The organism is Sphingopyxis sp. PAMC25046, from assembly GCF_004795895.1.
Lineage (GTDB): Bacteria > Pseudomonadota > Alphaproteobacteria > Sphingomonadales > Sphingomonadaceae > Sphingopyxis.
Genome location: NZ_CP039250.1, coordinates 201,044 through 219,504, shown reverse-complemented (window position 1 = coordinate 219,504; position 18,461 = coordinate 201,044). Strand labels below are relative to the sequence as shown.

Annotated in this window: 12 protein-coding genes; 3 read left to right on the top strand and 9 right to left on the bottom strand. The window is 65.6% G+C overall.

The features are described from left to right. Nucleotides 1-332 precede the first annotated feature (332 nt). From E5675_RS01060 to E5675_RS01045, 4 genes are all read right to left on the bottom strand, one after another. Nucleotides 333-1,517 carry a multidrug effflux MFS transporter gene (locus tag E5675_RS01060; RefSeq protein ID WP_247594742.1) on the bottom strand — a complete coding sequence of 395 codons (1,185 nt, stop codon included), beginning with the start codon at nucleotides 1,515-1,517 and terminating at the stop codon, nucleotides 333-335. Nucleotides 1,518-1,697: 180 nt separating this feature from the next. Next, nucleotides 1,698-2,000 carry a hypothetical protein gene (locus E5675_RS01055; protein ID WP_136173057.1) on the bottom strand — a complete coding sequence of 101 codons (303 nt, stop codon included), beginning with the start codon at nucleotides 1,998-2,000 and terminating at the stop codon, nucleotides 1,698-1,700. 26 nt (nucleotides 2,001-2,026) lie between these two features. Then, on the bottom strand, nucleotides 2,027-4,912 hold the full coding sequence (locus E5675_RS01050; protein WP_136173056.1) for a pitrilysin family protein: 2,886 nt from the start codon (nucleotides 4,910-4,912) through the stop codon (nucleotides 2,027-2,029). A 95-nt stretch (nucleotides 4,913-5,007) separates the two neighbouring features. After that, on the bottom strand, nucleotides 5,008-7,164 hold the full coding sequence (locus E5675_RS01045; protein ID WP_210727587.1) for an acylase: 2,157 nt from the start codon (nucleotides 7,162-7,164) through the stop codon (nucleotides 5,008-5,010). Nucleotides 7,165-7,314: 150 nt separating this feature from the next. Between E5675_RS01045 and E5675_RS01040 the strand changes: the two genes are divergently transcribed. Together E5675_RS01040 and clpB are read left to right on the top strand one after the other, a co-directional pair. After that, nucleotides 7,315-8,889: a leucyl aminopeptidase gene (locus E5675_RS01040; RefSeq protein ID WP_247594741.1), complete on the top strand. Its 1,575-nt coding sequence runs from the start codon at nucleotides 7,315-7,317 to the stop codon at nucleotides 8,887-8,889. An 81-nt stretch (nucleotides 8,890-8,970) separates the two neighbouring features. Continuing rightward, nucleotides 8,971-11,553, top strand: a complete 2,583-nt coding sequence (gene clpB / locus E5675_RS01035) for an ATP-dependent chaperone ClpB (RefSeq protein ID WP_136173054.1) — start codon at nucleotides 8,971-8,973, stop codon at nucleotides 11,551-11,553. Between the two features lie 27 nt (nucleotides 11,554-11,580). Here clpB and E5675_RS01030 read toward each other — a convergent pair whose 3' ends face one another. The 4 genes from E5675_RS01030 to E5675_RS01015 form a co-directional block, all read right to left on the bottom strand. After that, nucleotides 11,581-11,892, bottom strand: a complete 312-nt coding sequence (locus E5675_RS01030; RefSeq protein ID WP_136173053.1) for a hypothetical protein — start codon at nucleotides 11,890-11,892, stop codon at nucleotides 11,581-11,583. Between the two features lie 19 nt (nucleotides 11,893-11,911). Further along, nucleotides 11,912-12,262 carry a hypothetical protein gene (locus E5675_RS01025; protein WP_210727586.1) on the bottom strand — a complete coding sequence of 117 codons (351 nt, stop codon included), beginning with the start codon at nucleotides 12,260-12,262 and terminating at the stop codon, nucleotides 11,912-11,914. Between the two features lie 30 nt (nucleotides 12,263-12,292). Further along, complete coding sequence (locus tag E5675_RS01020) at nucleotides 12,293-12,622, bottom strand: hypothetical protein (protein ID WP_247594740.1); 330 nt, start codon at nucleotides 12,620-12,622, stop codon at nucleotides 12,293-12,295. A gap of 107 nt (nucleotides 12,623-12,729) precedes the next feature. Then, nucleotides 12,730-13,914 (bottom strand): aspartyl/asparaginyl beta-hydroxylase domain-containing protein, encoded by a 1,185-nt coding sequence (locus tag E5675_RS01015; protein WP_247594739.1) that lies wholly within the window; start codon nucleotides 13,912-13,914, stop codon nucleotides 12,730-12,732. 43 nt (nucleotides 13,915-13,957) lie between these two features. On the opposite strand from E5675_RS01015, the gene E5675_RS01010 reads away from it, so the two are divergent. After that, nucleotides 13,958-14,983, top strand: coding sequence for a hypothetical protein (locus E5675_RS01010; protein ID WP_136173051.1), 1,026 nt, complete (start codon nucleotides 13,958-13,960; stop codon nucleotides 14,981-14,983). A 407-nt stretch (nucleotides 14,984-15,390) separates the two neighbouring features. Here E5675_RS01010 and E5675_RS01005 read toward each other — a convergent pair whose 3' ends face one another. Beyond that, the gene (locus tag E5675_RS01005; RefSeq protein WP_247594738.1) at nucleotides 15,391-18,441 is read right to left on the bottom strand and encodes a TonB-dependent receptor; all 3,051 of its coding nucleotides are present in this window, start codon (nucleotides 18,439-18,441) and stop codon (nucleotides 15,391-15,393) included. Nucleotides 18,442-18,461: the final 20 nt, after the last annotated feature.

The following is an 18,461-nucleotide window of genomic DNA, read 5'->3' as shown; positions in this document are numbered from 1 at the left end:
AGGCGATGGCGGCAATCGACCGATTGCTGCCATTAAATCCTTCCTGTCGCGAAGCGATGGGGAGGGGGACCGCCGCCGCAGGCGGTGGTGGAGGGGCCGCGACGTTGCGCCATGAGCCCCTCCGTCAGCGCTTCGCGCTGCCGCCTCCCCATGGCTTCGCCACAGGGAGGATATTTCCTCGTTCGTCACCCCGGACTTGATCCGGGGTCCCGCTTGATGCCGAAGACCGGTCGACGCCCCAAAAAACGGGATCCCGGGTCAAGCCCGGGATGACGGAAGTGGAGGAGAGCAACGACAGTTCACCACCCCAAAGTCGCCCTTATACCCCCCCGTCAAAAGGGCGTGCGCGGTGCGGTTCCGGGGCGCGTGAACAGCTTGCCGCGTTCGGCCCAGAAAACGAGCGCGAGGCCGACCACGGCGCTGATCAGGAAAGCATAGGCGAGCGGCAGCGTCGTGCCGTCATATTGCTGGCCGATCGTCGCGCCGACGGTCGCCGCGAGCAGCGTCTTGGCGAAGCTCTGATAGGAGGAGGCTACGCCCGCCATATGGCCGAAATCCTCCATCGCGATCGACCCGAAATTGCTGCCGATGAAGCCGACGAGACCGACGTTGACCATCATCAGCGCGGTGAACATCCACAGAGTCTCGGCGCCGCTCAATGCCGCAACGATCTGCAGGATCGACGTCGCCATGAAGGCGAGGACCGCCGACTGCGACACGCGCCGCGCGCCGAAACGTTCGACGATCGCGGCGTTCGAGAAATTGGCGATCGCGATGCCGACGGCGACGATGGCGAAGATCAACGGGAACATCGCGCGCGCGCCGAACACCTCGGCGATGATCTGCTCGCTGCTGTTGAGATAGCCGTAGAGCGCGCCCTGCATCATCCCCGATGCGATCATATAGCCCGCGGCGCGGCGGTGCCGCGTCACCGTTGCCCAGCCCGCGACCATCGTCTTGAAGTCGAGAGGACGCACGTCAGCGGGATCGAGCGTTTCAGGCAGGCGCCGGAGCCAGAACAGCATCACGATCGACATCACCGCGAGCACGATGAAGATCGCGCGCCAGCCCGCCACAGCGGCGATGCCCGCGCCGATCGTCGGCGCAATGATCGGCACGATCATGAAGACGAGGAATATCAGCGACAGTCGCTTCGCCATCGCGTCACCCGCGAACAGGTCGCGGATCACCGCAACGACGATGACGCCGAGCGCGGCGCTGACCAGCCCGTGAACGAAACGCAGCGCGAGCAGCATTTCGAAACTCGTCGCGAGCCCGCAGCCGATCGACAGCGCCAGATAGGCGAAGAGCGCCGGGACAAGCACGCCCTTGCGCCCGAAACGGTCCGAAAGCGGACCATAGAGCAGCGATCCGAAACCGATTCCGAGCAGATAGATCGAGATGACATGCTGACGATCATTGGCGACGGTGACGCCCAGCGCCTCGCCGATCGCCGGCAGCGCGGGCAACATCGAATCGATGGCGAGCGCATTGAGCGCCATGACCATCGCCATCATGACCACCATTTCCCGGTCGCCCGGCAGGCTCCGTTGGGGGGATTGGGCCGGCTTGTGCATCGCAGCAGCCTATGCGCCCAAGCCGCCGCTTTGGATAGCCCCCAAGGTGAAAGGACATTGCTATGCAAAGCAAAAGGGCCGCCCGATAGGACGGCCCTTCGCTTGTTGCCGGTGGGCGGGTCAGGCCTGGCGCGTGCCGGTCATCGCCATCGAACCGAACGCGCCGGCCTTGATCGTGCCCGTCAGCGCGTCGCCGTCGATCGTCGCTTCGCATTCGAGCGTCATCGGCATCGGCACCTTCATGTTCATGGTCCAGCTCAGCTTGTTGCCGTCGACCTTGCCATTTTCGACATCGAGCGACCCCATCGCGCCGGCATTCTGGCCGGTGAAGCTGTCGCCGTTGCTGGTGACGGTGAAAACCGACTTCTGATCGCCCATCGGCGACTTGGTGACGCAATCATAGCTGCCATCGACTTGGGACATCTGCGCTCTCCTTACTGAAACTGATGTTAGTTAGCGGGAGACACCGTTTCCACGGGCAGACCCAATCCGTCAAGCTGCGGTTTCACCACCGCGGCGTCGCCGACGACGACATAGACGAGATCGTCGGTGCTGAGCGCCTCCCGTGCCGCCGCATCCAATGCTTCGGGCGTCATCGCCTCATAGGTCGCGGGCAGCTTCTCGTAATAATCGTCGGGACGATCGAATTTGACGATCGCACGCAGCCCCCCGAGCACGTCGCTTGAGGTTTCGAAACTGCCCGGCAGTTCGCGGACACTGCCGTTCACGGTGCGCTGCAATTCCTCCTTGGTCACGCCCTTCTCGCCGAGGAAGGCCTTGAGGTCGCTTTGCAGTTCCTTGATCGAATCGCCGGTGCGGTCGGCCTGCACCGGCGCCGAAGCGATCCAGTTGACGCGGTTTTTTTCACCCGACACGCTTGTGCGCACGCCATAGGACCAGCCCTTCGTCTCGCGCAGGTTCATGTTGAAGCGCGACAGGAAATTGCCGCCAAAGATGTCGTTCGCCGCGCGCAACACTTCCAGCCCGTCGCCGCCCTTGGCATCGAGCACCTTGCCCGCGAGGATCACCGATTGCGGCGCCTTGGGCCGGTCGACGAGCAGGATGCGCGGCTGCGGCTTGGGGACGGTGACCTCGAAATGCTTCGTCGGCTTTGGCGTCGCCGGCGCTTTCCAGTCGCCGAACGCGGTGTCGAGTTCCTTCTTCACCTCGGCGAGCGTCGTGTCGCCGACGACGAAAATCCGCGCATTGTCGGGACGAATCCACGCCGAATGGAAAGCCGCGAGCTGGTCGCGCGTCGCCGCGGTCACCGCCTCCGCATTGCCGAGGCCCGAGGGCGGAATCCCATAGGGGTGCCCGGCGCCGTACAACGCGGGCATCAACACGCGGCTGGCGATCGCGCGCGGCTCGTTGAGTTCGGCCTTCAGCCGGTTGAGCTGCTGCGCGCGCACGCGCTCCAGTTCCTTCGCGTCGAAGGCCGGATTGCGCACATAATCGGCGAGCAGCGCGAGCGACGCGCGCAAATTCGGCTTGAGCGCGAACAGCCCGAGCGCGGTTTCGTCGGCGTCGGCATAGCCATAAGTCTGCGCACCGAGCCGCTCCTTCGCTTCGGCAAAGGCGATCGAATCGAGGCTGGTCGTGCCCTCGTCCATCAGGCTGAGCATCAGCGACTGGGTGCCGAGCGCGCTGCGCGGATCGGCGGCATAGCCGGCGTCGAAGCTCACCTGGACATTGACCGTCGGTACTGTCGTGCGGCGCGCGAACACCACCTCGATCCCGTTCTTGAGCTTCGCGCGTTCGATCTCGGGGAATTCGAGCGCCTTCAGCCCCGTGACGCCGGGAAATTGCGAACGATCGGCGATCGAGGTCGCCGCGCCGATCGCGCTGTCGGGACCGACATCGCCGAGCGCCGGGTTCCAGTAGCGATCGGGCTGAACCGCCGGCGTGCCCTTCGCCGCGACGACCGCGCCACCGCGATTTTCGCCGCCTTCGGTGCGCTCACCGGGGGTATAGGTCAGCGAAAAGGCCGGGCGCGACAGCCATTTGCGCGCCGCGTCGCGCACCTGCTCGGGGGTCGCCTTGGCGAGGCGCTCGAGCTCGACCTTGTAATAAGCGGGATCGTTCGAATAGAGCGCGCCCTCGGCCAGCGTCACCGCCTTGCCGCCGAAACCGCCGACCGATTCGAGCTGCGAGATCGCGCCGCCCAGATAGCTGGCGGTCGCACGCTGCAATTCGTCGGCGGTCGGCCCGCTCGCAAGGAAGGCCGCGATTTCCTCGTCGAGCCTTTTCGCGACATGCGCGGGATCGACGCCCGCCTTGACGTCGGCCTGGACCAGCACGATCCCCGCATCCTCGAACGGCGACGCGCCCGCCGAGACGCTGACCGCGATCGGGTCCTTGCGCACGAGCGCATTGTCGAGCCGCGACGAGGACAGCCCGCCGAGCACCGACATCGCCATCTGGAGCGGCACCGCTTCGGCGTCGTTGAGCCCCGGCATCGTCCACATGCGGTAGATGCGCGTCGTCGGGATCAGGTCCTTGACCTCCTTCGCGAGCGGCGCGGGCAGCGTCGGCAGCGCCGTCGCGGGCGCCTTGATTTCGGGGCCGCGCGGGATGTCGCCGAACCATTCGCCGACCTTCGCCTTCGCCGTCGGCACGTCGATGTCGCCCGCAAGGACGAGCACCGCGTTGTTCGGACCGTAATTGTCGGTGAACCAATTTTTCACATCGTCGAGGCTCGCCGCGTCGAGGTCGGCCATCGAGCCGATCGTGCTGTGATGATAGGGGTGCCCCTTGGGAAAGAGATTCTCGAAAATCTCGTAGCGCAGCAGCCCATAGGGATTATTGTCGCCCTGCCTTTTTTCGTTCTGGACGACGCCGCGCTGGTTATCGAGCTTTTCCTGCGTCACCGCGCCGAGCAGATGCCCCATACGGTCGCTTTCGAGGAACAGTGCGAGGTCGAGCGCACCCGTGGGCACGGTTTCGAAATAGTTGGTGCGGTCGAGGAAGGTCGTGCCGTTGAAATCGGTCGCGCCGACCTGGCGCAGCGGCTCGAAGAAATCATTGGGGGCGTTTTCGGAGCCGTTGAACATCAGATGCTCGAACAGGTGCGCAAAGCCCGTCTTGCCCGCGGGCTCGTGCTTCGACCCGACGCGATACCACACCGACACCGCGACGACCGGCGCCTTGCGATCCTCGTGCACGATGACGCGCAGGCCATTGTCGAGCGTGAAGGCTTCGTAGGGAATATCGACCGCTTTGACGAGGTCGGCGGTCGGCGCGGGGGCCGCAGTCTTTGCCTTGGCGAGCGCCGGAGCGGCAGCGACGAGCGAGGTCGACAGCGCAAGGGCGACCGCGAAACGATGAAAACGAGCCATGAAAATCCCCTAGATCAAGGCATGCAGGCGCGCCTGCTTAAAATCGGGTGCCGGACGGCACTGTATCAATGGTTTAGGACGGTGGTTCCGGGCTTTCAAGGCCGATAGAAACGCGCGCCGCTCGCCTTCAGCGCCGCCGGGTCGAACAGCACGGGCTTGAGCTTGTGCTGCGCGAACAGCGGCGCCTGGTCATTATAATGCGGGCTGTCGGGACGCGTCGTTGCGGCGCCAAACGGCTGGATCGATTCGGACCGGACGCGGCCGTTCCGGTCCCACGTCACGAACATGATAAAGCTGTCGCCGTGGCGCACCTTCAGCCGCCCGTCGGGCTCCACGTCCCACAGGGTCGAGGCGCGCACCGTGTCGTTGCCGCCATCGAGCGGCAGGTCGACGCGGTTCGCGCCTTCGCCGTGGCGGAGGCGCAGCACGGTGCCGAGCTTCGGATCGAGCCCGTTGAAATGTTCCTGCAGATGCGCGACCGTCTCCTTCAGCACCGTGCGCGGATCGGGTGCCGCGCGGCGCTGGTAATGGCGGCCGTTCGCCGGGCGCAGCAGCATCAGCGCGAGCGCGTCGCCCTTGCCCCGGCCGTCGAGATTCCAGTCCCATGCGCGCAGGAGGTCCTGCGCCCGCGCGAGCGCCGGATCATCCTTCGTATCGAGCGCGAGCAACCGGTCCATCCACGCTCTCGCATAACCGCTCCGCGAATAGGCGGTGTCATATTTGATCGCCTTGAGCCGCGCCTCGTCGATCTGCCCCGACGCCTCGAACAACTCGATCAGCCGCACCGCGCGATTGGTCATATCGTCCTCGATCCCGAGCAGCGGCGAAAAGGCCGCGGCGTCGAGTTCGTCGCCCGGCCCCGCCGCGACCCATGGCGTGTTGTTCGCGTTCATCACATAGCCCGAGCGCGGATTGACCAGCGCGGGCACGCGGTCGAACGGTAGCGTCTTCGTCCACAAATCGGCCGACGTGTCGCCCGGCAGCACCCCGCGCCAGTTGAACCCGGCCGGCCGGTCGGGGAACATCGCGTTATAGAAAAGCCCGATATTGCCCTTCGCATCGGCATAGATGAAATTGGTCGCAGGCACGCCCTGCCCTGCCATCGCCGCACGCCATTCGGCGAAAGTCTTCGCCTTGTTCAGCCGGTAATATTGGGTGACCATATTCGCCTGATCGATCCCGGCATAACGGATCGCAAAGGCGCCCTTTTCATTCTTCACGACCGGTCCGTGGACCGAACGCCAGATGGTGCGCGGCACCGGCAGCACGAAGGGGCCGAACTTGACCTTCAGCCACACGCGCTTTTCCTCGAGCGGGCGCCATGCGCCGTCGAAACGGTAATTTTCACCGCTGTCGTCGAGTTCCAGCTTGTAGACGTCGATCAGGTCGGGCCGGTTCACCGTGTTGGTCCAGCCGAGATATTTATTGTGGCCGAGGAAGGGGTAAGGCGAGCCTGGGAAGTTGGCGCCGGCGAAATCCCAGCCCTCTTCGCTATGGACGACCAGTTCGTACCAGGCGACGCCGCCCGTCCACGGCTGGTGCGAGTTGGAGACGAGCCGCGTCGCGCCGTCGGTCGATCGCGCCGGCGCGACCGCCATCGCATTCGACCCGTTATCGGCCGGGTCGGTGCCGACCGGCGTCAGCTCGCGCGGGACGAGCTTGCCCGACTTGTCGAGCGCGGGGCCGCCTTCGCGCCCGATCTCGGTGCCTTCGGTGAGCGAACCGAGAACCGAATCGAGCCCGAAGAAAAAGGGCGATCGCAGCACGAACCCCGCGACGACATCCTCGCCGGTCACCGGGAACAGTCCCGACAACCGCACCTCGCCCGGATGCTTGTCGGCATAATGGTTGAGCCCCGCGGCATAGGCCGTGAACAGATTTTTCACATCCTCGGGCAGACGCGGCCAGTCGCGCCGCGTCGTCGCGCGGATATCGAGCAGCGCCGCGGCATAGTCGACCTTCGCCCCATTCTCGCCAAGCATCGCGCCGGCGCGCCCGCGCGTCATCGCGAGCACTTCCTGCAGCGTCGCAAAATCATCCTCGGCGTGGGCATAGGCGACGCCATAGGCGACATCGGCGTCGGTCTTTCCGAAGATATGTGGCACGCCGAAATTGTCGCGCGCGATGCGAACGTCGGCGGGCTTGAAGGCGGGAGCCGGCGGCGCTTCGGCCGTCAGCGGTTCCCAAAAAGCGAGCGATACTGCGGCAACGACGACCAGAGCCAGAAAGCCCAGTAAAATCCGTCGCAGCATCGTGGGTCCTCTTCGTCGCCGGTCCGGGCGCATCTGTGGCCGTCATGTCGTCCGATGGCAAGCGGCTGTCGTTCGTCGAGGCGGATTTGCGGGTGGGCCGAGCGCGGCTATGCAGGATGCAGGTCTTTGAACAACGGGGAATTTCGAACGATGCGCATCAAGAGCCTGCTCCTTTCCGCCTGCCTGACGCTGGCGCCCGCACCCGCCGCGATGGCACAGACCGTCACTGGGTCGGGCGTCGTCCCGGCGACCGCCGCGAACAGCGCCGAGCGCGCCATCGGCTTTGCCGCGACGGCACCCACAGGCGCCGCGCTCGTCGTCATAATGACCGACGCCACGCTGCCGCCGCTCGACGGCGTCGCGCTGAGCGCGGCCGAGCGTCAGGCCGTCGCCGCAGCGGCCACCGCGGCGGGCTTCGACGGCAAGGCTGGATCGACACTGTCGCTGCGCGGCATTGGCGCGCACCCGCGCATCCTGCTCGTCGGTGCGGGCGCCACGCCCTCGTCGCTCGCGTTGGCCGAAGCGGGCGGCAAAGCGGCACAGGAACTCAAGAGCGAAGCGCATCCGGTGGCCATCGCGGGCGCTTTCGGCGACATAAGCGCGGCAGACGCCGCCTATGGCTTCGCGCTCGGCCAATATCGCTTCGACCGCTACAAGACGGTCGACAAAAACCCGCCGCCGACGGGCGCGGTGACGTTGGTGGGCGCCGCCCCCGCCGCGGCCGAAACCGCCTTCGCCCGCCGCTGGAAGTCGCTTGTCGACGGCGTGCGCCTGTCGCGCGACCTCGCGAACGAGCCAGCGAACATCATCTATCCCGAAAGCTTCGTCGCGCGCGTCCGCGAGGCCTTTGCCGGGGCGCCGGGCGTCAGCATCGAGGTGCTCGACGAAGCGGCGATGCGCAAGCTCGGCATGGGAACGCTCGTCGGCGTCGGACAGGGCAGCCCGCGCGGGTCGCGCCTGCTCGCGGTGCGTTATCGCGGAGCGGGCACATCCGACGCGCCGATCGCTTTCGTCGGCAAGGGCATCACCTTCGATTCGGGCGGCATTTCCTTGAAGCCCGGAAACGGCATGTGGAACATGAAGGGCGACATGTCAGGCGCCGCCTCGGTCGTCGGCGCGGCGCTGTCGCTCGCAAAATCGCGCGCGCCGGTCCATGTCGTCGCGGTCGCCGCGCTGGCCGAAAATATGCCCGACGGCAATGCCCAGCGCCCCGGCGACGTCACGCGCACCATGTCGGGCAAGACGATCGAGATGCTCAACGCCGACGCCGAAGGCCGTCTCGTCCTTGCCGATGCCAATGAATATGTCGCGGCGACTTACAAACCGCGCGCGATCGTCAATATCGCGACGCTCACCGGATCGATCGTCGGCGCGCTCGATGACCAATATGCCGGCCTTTTCGCGCGCGACGAAAAGCTCGCCGACGCCTTGCTCGCCGCCGGCGCCGCGAGCGGCGAAGAGTTGTGGCGAATGCCGCTTCACAAAAATTACGCCGAGAAGCTCAAATCCGACATCGCCGACATCCGTAACATCGCGCCAAGCCAAGGGCCGGGCGCCAGTCTCGGCGCGCACGCTATCGGGTTCTTCGTCGACGAGGCGACCCCTTGGGCGCATCTCGACATTGCCGGGGTGAACCAGGCCGACAAAGCGACGCCGCTTGTTCCCAAGGGAATGACCGGCTTCGGCGTGCGCCTGCTCGACCAGCTCGCGCGGGACAGCGAATAGAGTCTTGCGGAACCTCGCAATGCCCCTTGTGTTGCACAATGGCAACACTATCTTGCCCGGCGAGAAAGGGGCTTATCCAGAATGAACCTCGAAAAATTTACCGACCGCGCCAAGGGCTTTTTGCAGGCGGCGCAGACGATCGCGATCCGCATGAACCATCAGCGGATCGCGCCCGAGCATATCGCCAAGGCCCTGCTCGAAGACAATCAGGGCATGGCGGCAGGGCTGATCGCCAACAGCGGCGGCGACACCGCGCGCGCGGTGGCCGGCATCGACGCGCTGCTCGCCAAGCTCCCCGCCGTGTCGGGATCGGGCGCGCAGGCGACACCGGGCCTCGACAACGACGCGGTGCGCTTGCTCGACCAAGCCGAACAGGTCGCGGCAAAGGCGGGCAGCGAATATGTCGCCGTCCAGAACATCCTGCTCGCGATGGTGCTCGCCCCGAGCACGCCGGTGGGCAAGGCCTTTGCCGACGCCGGCGTGAAACCCGAAGCCTTGAACGCCGCGATCGCCAAGCTGACCGGCGGCCGCACCGCCGATACGGCGTCGGCCGAGGATCGCTACGACGCGCTCCAGAAGTTCGCGCGCGACCTCACCGAAGTGGCGCGCGAGGGCAAGCTCGATCCCGTCATAGGCCGCGACGAGGAAATCCGCCGCACGGTGCAGATCCTCGCGCGCCGCACCAAGAACAACCCCGTACTGATCGGCGAACCCGGCGTCGGCAAGACCGCGATCGCCGAGGGGCTTGCGCTGCGCATCGTCAACGGCGACGTGCCCGACAGCCTGAAGGACCGCCGCCTGCTCGCGCTCGACATGGGTGCGCTCATCGCGGGCGCCAAATATCGCGGCGAGTTCGAGGAGCGCCTCAAGGGCGTCCTCGACGATGTAAAGGCCGCCGAGGGCGAGATCATCCTGTTCATCGACGAGATGCACACGCTCGTCGGCGCGGGAAAGGGCGAGGGCGCGATGGACGCGTCGAACCTGCTCAAGCCGGCCTTGGCGCGCGGCGAACTTCATTGCATCGGCGCGACGACGCTCGACGAATATCGCAAGCATGTCGAAAAGGACCCCGCGCTCCAGCGGCGCTTCCAGCCGGTCTTCGTCGGCGAGCCGACGGTCGAGGATTCGATCTCGATCCTGCGCGGCATCAAGGAGAAGTACGAGCTGCACCACGGCGTGCGAATCACCGACGGCGCGATCGTCGCCGCCGCGACGCTGTCGAACCGCTACATCTCCGACCGCTTCCTGCCCGACAAGGCGATCGACCTGATGGACGAGGCGGCGAGCCGCATCCGTATGGAGGTCGAATCGAAGCCCGAGGAAATCGAGAGCCTCGACCGCCGCATCATCCAGATGAAGATCGAGGAAGCCGCACTCGGCAAGGAAAGCGACGCCGCGTCGAAGGACCGGCTCGCGAGCTTGCAGGCCGAGCTCGCCAATCTTGAGCAGCAGTCAGCCGAACTTACTCAGAAATGGCAGGCCGAGAAGGACAAGATCCACGCCGAGGCGAAGATCAAGGAAGAGCTCGACGCCGCGCGCTCGGCGCTCGATCAGGCACAGCGCGCCGGCGATCTCGCCAAGGCGGGCGAACTCAGCTACGGCACCATCCCCGGCCTCGAAAAACGGCTAGAGGAGGCGCAGGCGGCCGCGGGCAACGCCATGCTGCGCGAGGAGGTCACCGCCGACGATATCGCCGCCGTCGTGAGCAAATGGACCGGCATCCCCGTCGACCGGATGATGGAGGGCGAGCGAGAGAAACTGCTCGGCATGGAAGACACGCTGGGCCAGCGCGTGATCGGCCAGGATGAAGCCGTCCGCGCCGTCTCGACCGCGGTGCGCCGCGCGCGCGCCGGGCTGCAGGACCCCAACCGGCCGTTGGGCTCGTTCCTCTTCCTCGGCCCTACGGGTGTCGGCAAGACCGAGCTCACCAAGGCGCTCGCGCGGTTTCTGTTCGACGACGACAATGCGATGGTCCGCATCGACATGTCCGAATTCATGGAAAAGCACAGCGTCGCGCGCCTCGTCGGCGCGCCGCCGGGCTATGTGGGCTATGAAGAGGGCGGCACGCTCACCGAAGCGGTGCGCCGCCGTCCCTATCAGGTCGTGCTGTTCGACGAGGTCGAGAAAGCCCACGCCGACGTCTTCAACATCCTTTTGCAGGTGCTCGACGACGGTCGCCTCACCGACGGGCAGGGCCGCACGGTCGATTTCACCAACACGCTGATCATCCTGACCTCGAACCTCGGCAGCCAGGCGATCGCGGCGCTTCCCGACGATGCGCCGGTCGAACAGGCCGAACCCGCGGTGATGGAGGTCGTGCGCGCGCATTTCCGGCCCGAATTCCTGAACCGGCTCGACGAGATCGTGCTCTTCAACCGCCTCGCGCAGCAGCATATGGGCGGCATCGTCGACATCCAGGTCGCGCGCGTCCGGAAGCTGCTCGCCGACCGCAAGGTGACGCTAGACCTGACCGATGCCGCGCGCGCGTGGCTCGGCCGGGTCGGCTACGATCCCGTCTATGGCGCGCGGCCGCTGAAGCGCGCGGTGCAGAAATATCTGCAAGATCCGCTTGCCGACCTGATCCTGAAGGGCGAAGTGAAGGACGGGTCGACGATCAAGGTCGACGAGGGCGACGGCGCGCTGGTGCTGCTGGCCTCCGCCTGAGCGGGATCAGCCCGCGCGCGGCGCGGATCAATTGCTGTGATTGACGGGTGCGCGCGTCATCGCTTCGGCGGTGTCGCGCGCATTCTGGTTGCCCTGCGCCCAAGCCTGCTTCCACTGCTCGTTGGTACGGCACACGCGCGCCTTTTTGACCCACGAGCCGCTCTCCTCGATCTTGCGGCACTTGATATAATCGGGATGGGTCATCGCCAGCCCTTCGTTGAAGACCTTGATCTCGGCATTGGTCATGGCCGACGGCGCCTTGTCGAGCACGCGGCGGTTTTCGGGCTCCGCCGTCGCGGGGGCGGCGGCGAGCGCCAGTGCGGTTACGATATGCAGCATGGGAGAGATATCCTTCCGTTCATTGCGGCCGGTCGGGCGCCCGCATCAACTGATCCTGGGGTTCCTGCGAAACGCTCCACCCGCGCGCGAGCGTTTCCATCGAATCGCGCGCATCCTGATTGCCCTTGTCGACGATGCGCTTCCATTCAGCGTTAGTGTTGCAGACGCGCAGCTTCTTGACGAGCGAGCCCACCTGCTCGATCCGGCGGCAACGGATATAGTCCGGATCGCTCGCCATCCGACCTTCGTTATACGCGTCGATCTCGGCGCCCGACATGTCCGACGGCGCGCGCGCGAGCCGCGGCTCGCCTTCGCCCGCGCAGGCGGGCGTCGCGGCGATGATCGCAGCAGCCCATGTCAGCGACCGCATCTTACCCCCCCTTTTCGCCGCGATGACCGATCAGTTCGAGTTCACGCCCTTGCCCACCATCGCTTCGGCGGTGTCGCGCGCATTCTGGTTGCCCTGCGCGGTCACCTGCTTCCACTTTTCATTGGTGTAGCAAACGCGATTCTTCTTCACGAGCGACCCGATCTCAAGCGTCTTGCGGCATTTGATATAATAAGGGTGGGTCTGCGCCAGTCCCTCATTATGCGCCTTGATCTCGGTCGGGGTCATTGCCGACGGCGCCTTGGACGGCGGCGCGTGATCGGCGGGCGCCGCGCTCTCGGCGGCAAACGCCGGCGCAGCGAGCAGCGTCGCGGCCATGAAAGCAGGTAAAATCGGGTTCATGCTAGTCCTCCTGCCGCGGGCATAACCCACAGCCTCATGCCCTGCATCTTATGTGCCCTTGCGGCTTTCGCAAAGCTGAATCTCCGGCGCGACAGGCCGCGCCGGGCCTAGCGCGGCACGGCGTAGCCCGACGCATCGGCCGATACGAAATAGCGTAGCAGCAGTTCGCGTTCGCCGACGGTCATATGCGGGTTCCAGACGTCGAAGATCAGCACCGCACGCAGCTCGTCGCTGTCGTTCCATGCTTCATGTTCGATCGTGTCGTCGAAGGCGAAGGCGGTGCCTTCCTTCCACTCGCGCGTTTCGCCCCCGACGCGAAAGCCGCAGCCGGGCGGGACGATCAGCGGCAGATGCACGATCGCGCGCGTGTTGGTGACGCCGGTGTGGGGAGGGATGCGCGTGTGCGGTTTGAGCATCGAAAAGAAGGCACTGGGCGCGCGGCCCGGAATGCGCGCGCCCGGTATGGCGGCGAGCGCGGCGGCGGTCGCGGGGCAGCGGTCGAGCACCGGCTGGTTCGGCTCGCCATATTCCCACAGGAAACAGGCGCCCCAGTCGAGCCGGTTGTCGAGACCTGACCAGATGGTTTCGGGCGAGCCCGCCTCCATCCGCACATAGGGACGAAGCGCCTCGCCCGGATCGTCGAGCAGCGCCTGCAATTCCGCACGGATCGCGGCGGTCTGCGCCTCGATTTCAGGAAGCCAGGGAAAATGGCCGCGGTCGAAGAACTCGTCGGCGGGCAGGAAGGGATAATAAACTCCCGCGCATTCGTTCTGATAGATGCGGCGGCGACCGAGCGCGCTCGCGATGAAAGCTTGGCCGCGCCGCGCTTCGGTCTCCGACAGGTCGCCGCGCATTTCCTCGAACGCGCCCGACGCTGCGGTAAACATCGTATCGGTCGCCCCCGCAACGAAGTCCCGGCCATGCGCGAGCAGCGGGGCGAGCGGCGGCGGCACCGGGTCGAGTTGCGCGCCGAGCGCGATCGCGGCGCTCCACGCGGCGAGCGCCAAGCCCATTTCGCCGCGCGCCTCGTGGCGTTCGCCCTTGCGGATCCACGCCATCAGGTCGCGGCGATCGATCGCGAGCGCGGCGTCGAGCGCCTCGAGCTCCCGAACATCGTCGCCGAGCGCACGCCATGCCGAGGCGAGGTTGCGCTGCAAGGCGCCCGAATGCGGATCGGCCGCGATCGCCGCGCCGAAATGGTTCGCGGCTGCTTCATTGTCGCCGGCCTGCAAGGCCGCGATGCCAAGCCGGTTGGCCTCGACGGCCAGGGCGGGTGGAGGTGTGCTGGTCATGCCCATGCTTGCCATCGGCGGGACCAATCGGCAAGGTCGATTGATGACCGCCGCGCCCTCTGTGCCTGCCATTATCGACGACGCCGAATGGCTCGCGCATCGATACGATCCGGGGCACGACGCCTTCCATTTTCGCCAGGTCGCGCGCCAGAAGCGCACCGCGGTCCCGTTCCTCACGGACGCGCATCTGGGTGAAGAAACGGCGCCGGCGATATTGCGCCGGAGCGACTGCCTCGCCGCGATGGGGGCGGCATCGGCCCCGCTCCATTTCATCTTTCATTCGGCCTATTGCGCCTCGACAATGCTGACCCACGCGCTCGATCAGCCGGGCGTCGCAGCCAGCCTGTCCGAACCGGTACTGCTCAACGACATGGTCGGCTGGCGCCGTCGCGGCGCGGCGCCGCGCGAGCATGGCCGGGTGATGGACGGCGCGCTCACGATGCTCGGGCGCGGCTTCGCGCCGGGCGAGGCGGTGATCGTCAAACCGTCGAACATCTTCAATCCGCTCGCGCGGGGGGCACTGATGCTGCGGCCGCAGGCGCGCGCGATCCTGCTTTACGCACCGCTCCGTGCTTTCTTGCTGTCGGTCGCACGCAAGGGCATGTGGTGCCGCCTGTGGTGCCGTGAATTGCTCGAATCCTATCTCGCCGACGGCTTCGTCGGGCTCGGTTTCGAGCCGCGCGATTATTTCCGTCAGTCGGACCTGCAGGTCGCGGCGGTCGGCTGGCTCGCGCAGCAACAGGCCTTCGCCGCGCTGCTCGACTGGGCACCCGAGCGGATCGCATCGCTCGACAGCGAGACGTTGACGCGCAATCCCGCCGCGGCGGTCGCGGCGGCGATGGACCATCTGCACCTCGCGGGCGATCTTGCCGCGATCGCCGATCATCCGGCGCTGGCGCGCAACAGCAAGTCGGGCGCCGCATTCGCGGAGGGCGAACGGCAGCGCGACCTTGCCGAGGCCGAAGCGGCCTATGGCGACGAGATTTCGCAAGTGGTCGGCTGGGCGGAGGCCGTTGCGGAGCAGGCGAATATTCCGCTGATCCTGCCGGGGCCGTTGCCGGGGCGCTGAGACCCTTCGGAAAGAACGGTTTCGCCCGATAGTTGCCATCAAATCCTCCCTGTCGCGAAGCGATGGGGAGGGGGACCGCCGCCGCAGGCGGTGGTGGAGGGGCCGCGACGTTGCGCCATGAGCCCCTCCGTCAGCGCTTCGCGCTGCCACCTCCCCATGGCTTCGCCACAGGGAGGATATTTCCTCGTTCGTCACCCCGGACTTGATCCGGGGTCCCGCTTGATGCCGAAGACCGGTCGACGCCCCAAAAAGCGGGATCCCGGGTCAAGCCCGGGATGACGAAAGTGGAGGAGAGCAACGACAGCTCAACACCCCAAAGCCGTCGTTTAAGCCAATGTCGCCATCCCCATAGAAAAAGGGGCGGACATTGCTGTCCGCCCCCAATTCTTGGTCGAAGCGTGAAGCGACTAGAACTTCAGCTTCGCCGACACCGCGTAACGGCGGCCCAGCGCGTCGTAAGTCGACGGGAAGGTGTTGCCGCTGTTGTAGGTGGTCGAACCGATCGTGTTGCCGAGGATCGGCGGCTTGTTGTCGAGCAGGTTCTGCACGGTGGCGGTGAACACCAGATTCTCGCTGACGTTGAAACGCGCCGTCAGGTCGAAATAGTTCTGCGCCTTGACCTTGCGGAACTGCGGGTCGACCACGCAACCACCGGCGTCCGTACCGGTCGGATCCGGGCAGTCGCCCGGAGCGCCGAGCGCCGCATCGATGTCGTCCTGCAGCTGCTGGGGTTCGAACTGAACGCCGTCGATCCAGCGCCACAGCAGCGAGACGTCGACGGTGTCGAAGCCCAGCGTGAAGCGGTTCGAGAACTGGAATTCCGGCTGGATCGAACCCGTGAACGAGCAGTTCACGCTGTAGTAGCCGACGCATTCGCGGTTGAGCGAATCCGGGCTGGCAACGTTGGCGTTGAACTTCGAATGACGGGTCCAGTTGCCGACGAACGACCAGGCGAGGTTCGCGAAACCAACATCGGTGTTGTAGTTCATCAGAAGGTCGAAACCATCCGTGTACAGGCGGCCGAGGTTGTTGGTCAGACCGAACAGGCCCGGGGTGGTCGACGGATCGCCGTCGAGACCGCCGGTGATCGGGTTGCGGCGGATCGACGTACAGGCCGGGTCGCTCGCGCTCGCCGCCGAGATGTTGTCGAAGCAAGCCGCGATGATGTCACCCGGAAGCGGCGTGCCCAACACGTCGTTGATCTTGATGTTGTAATAATCAAGCGACAGGTTGAAACGCGGCAGGAAGTCGGGCTGGAACACCACGCCGAGCGTCCAGGTATCGGCCTTTTCGGGCTGCAGGTTCAGGTTACCACCGGCGGTGATGTTCGCCTGTGCCGCGGTCGGGTTGGTGATGACACCGATCGTCCCGGCCGGAGCGCCCTGTGCGATACAGATCGCGCGAAGGTCGGCGTTGGTGGTCGGAGCCGAGCCCGCGCAGGGATCGATACCGAGGTTGGTAAGCACCGTCGAAGTCGGCGTGAACAGTTCGCCGATGTTCGGCGCGCGAACCGCGCGGCTGTAGTTGCCGCGGAACTTGACGCCCGCGCCCGGTTCCCAGCTACCGCCGGCCTTCCAGGTCCAGGTGTCGTAGCCGCCGGCACCGCGGATGCTGTAATCCGAATAACGGATACCGGCTTCGAGCGTCAGGCTTTCGAAGAAGGGCTTGTCTTCGATCAGCGGCGCGACGACTTCGGCATAAGCCTCATAGACGTCATACGCACCGTCGATGTCGGGAGCCGCACCGCCGGCGCCGCCGAGTTCGCCCGCCGTCTTGGCAAGCAGATCCGACTGCTGCTGCGCGGTATATTTGCGGTATTCGCCGCCGATCGCGAAGCCGATCGGCTGCACCGCCATCGGCGAAGCGAAGCCGAGGTCGCCCGAGATGATACCGCGGACCTGCGCCAGCGAGGTGCGGTTGACCGAGGTGCTGTTTTCCTGAAGATAATCAGCCATTTCGGGCGTGATCGAGCCTTCGGGACCGAACAGGTCGACGGGAACACAAGCGGCGTTGCCGCTCTGACAGGTCACGCCGTCATCCGACAGCGAGGCTTCGCGCCAGCGCGACTGCAGGGTGTAGCCCTGAATCGTCTGGATATTTTCCGATTCGCCGTAAGCACCCTCGACGCTCCAGTCGATCGAGTCGGTGATGCCGCCGCGAGCGCCGACGCGATAGTCGAAGAAGGTCGTCTGATAGTCGCTGATACGCGGACCCACTTCGGGGGTACGACGGTTCAGCGTGGCGGTGACTTCACGATAGTTCGGATCATCAGATCCCGTCGCGGTCGCCGCCAGGTCGCACTCGGCCTGCGTGAAGCGCGGCGTATAGGTGCCGTCGGCCTGCGTCGTGTTGAAGCCGCAGAACTGGTTGCGCAGATTGGTGGGCAGGAACGGGTTGTTCAGGTTGATCGTCACCGAGCCGCCGAACGAACCCGACGGGGCGATGATCGTCGACACGGTCTGCTTCGAGAACATGCCGCGGGTGTAGACTTCCACCGCATCCGACACTTCGTAATTGGCCTGGCCATAGATGTTGAAGCGTTCGAACGGCGTCTGGAAAATGTTGAACGGGTTGAAGTTATAGGTCGCGAAGGTCGGAACCGCCGTACCCGTCGCCGGGTCGACCTGGAACACGCCGTTGTTGGCAACCGTCGGATCGGTGACCGGCAGACCGTCGGGGCCGAGCGGGCGGGTGCCCGAGAAGCGCGACGGAACCGAGGTGCCCGAACCGACGAACTGGTTCGAGTAGCTGTCGAGCGTATTTTCCGAGAAAGGACGCGCGCCCTGATAGACGGCGTCGGCCTGCTGGTAACCGACGCTCAGCACCGCGTTGCCGCGGCCATCGTCGAAGTTGGCGCCGATCGTGGCGTCGACGCGGAAGATGTTGCCGTCGCCCTGTTCGGTCAGCTGTTCCGAAGCGGTGACTTCAAGACCGGCGAAATCGCGCTTGGTGATGAAGTTGACGACGCCGGTGATGGCGTCGGCACCATAGGTGGTCACCGCCGCGCCGGTCAGCGCGTCGACGCGCTCGATCAGCGCAAGCGGGATGTTGTTGAGGTCGACGCGGCCGTTGACGTCCGACGGAGCGACGCGGTTGCCGTTCAGCAGGACGATGTTGCGGATCGAGCCGAGACCGCGAAGGTCGACGTACGAAGCGCCTCCGTTACCGTTGTTGACCGCCGAACCGATGTTGGCGACCACGCCGGGCAGTTCGCGCAGAACTTCTTCGGCGACGTTCGACTGCTTCAGCTCGATCGTGTCGGCGGTCGTGACGTTGACCGGCGTCGACTGTTCGAGGTTGGGGTTGCGGATCAGCGTACCGGTGACGACGATTTCCTCGCCCGGTGCCGCGCCCTCAACGGCTGCGTCCTGCGCATAGGCAGGAGCCGAAACCAGGGCGACGCTCATCACGAGCGGCGCAGCACCCAGCTTCAGCTTGGAATAGTGGGTTTTCTTCACAGTGCAGTCCCTTGCTACTG

Bases quoted from the DNA above. Each gene is read 5' to 3' on its own strand.
- E5675_RS01015 (WP_247594739.1), bottom strand. From the start codon at position 13,914: ATGACCAGCACACCTCCACCCGCCCTGGCCGTCGAGGCCAACCGGCTT.
- E5675_RS01060 (WP_247594742.1), bottom strand. From the start codon at position 1,517: ATGATGGCGATGGTCATGGCGCTCAATGCGCTCGCCATCGATTCGATG.
- E5675_RS01010 (WP_136173051.1), top strand. From the start codon at position 13,958: ATGACCGCCGCGCCCTCTGTGCCTGCCATTATCGACGACGCCGAATGG.
- E5675_RS01020 (WP_247594740.1), bottom strand. From the start codon at position 12,622: ATGAACCCGATTTTACCTGCTTTCATGGCCGCGACGCTGCTCGCTGCG.
- E5675_RS01055 (WP_136173057.1), bottom strand. From the start codon at position 2,000: ATGTCCCAAGTCGATGGCAGCTATGATTGCGTCACCAAGTCGCCGATG.
- E5675_RS01040 (WP_247594741.1), top strand. From the start codon at position 7,315: ATGCGCATCAAGAGCCTGCTCCTTTCCGCCTGCCTGACGCTGGCGCCC.
- E5675_RS01050 (WP_136173056.1), bottom strand. From the start codon at position 4,912: ATGGCTCGTTTTCATCGTTTCGCGGTCGCCCTTGCGCTGTCGACCTCG.
- E5675_RS01045 (WP_210727587.1), bottom strand. From the start codon at position 7,164: ATGCTGCGACGGATTTTACTGGGCTTTCTGGCTCTGGTCGTCGTTGCC.
- E5675_RS01025 (WP_210727586.1), bottom strand. From the start codon at position 12,262: ATGCGGTCGCTGACATGGGCTGCTGCGATCATCGCCGCGACGCCCGCC.
- E5675_RS01030 (WP_136173053.1), bottom strand. From the start codon at position 11,892: ATGCTGCATATCGTAACCGCACTGGCGCTCGCCGCCGCCCCCGCGACG.
- clpB (WP_136173054.1), top strand. From the start codon at position 8,971: ATGAACCTCGAAAAATTTACCGACCGCGCCAAGGGCTTTTTGCAGGCG.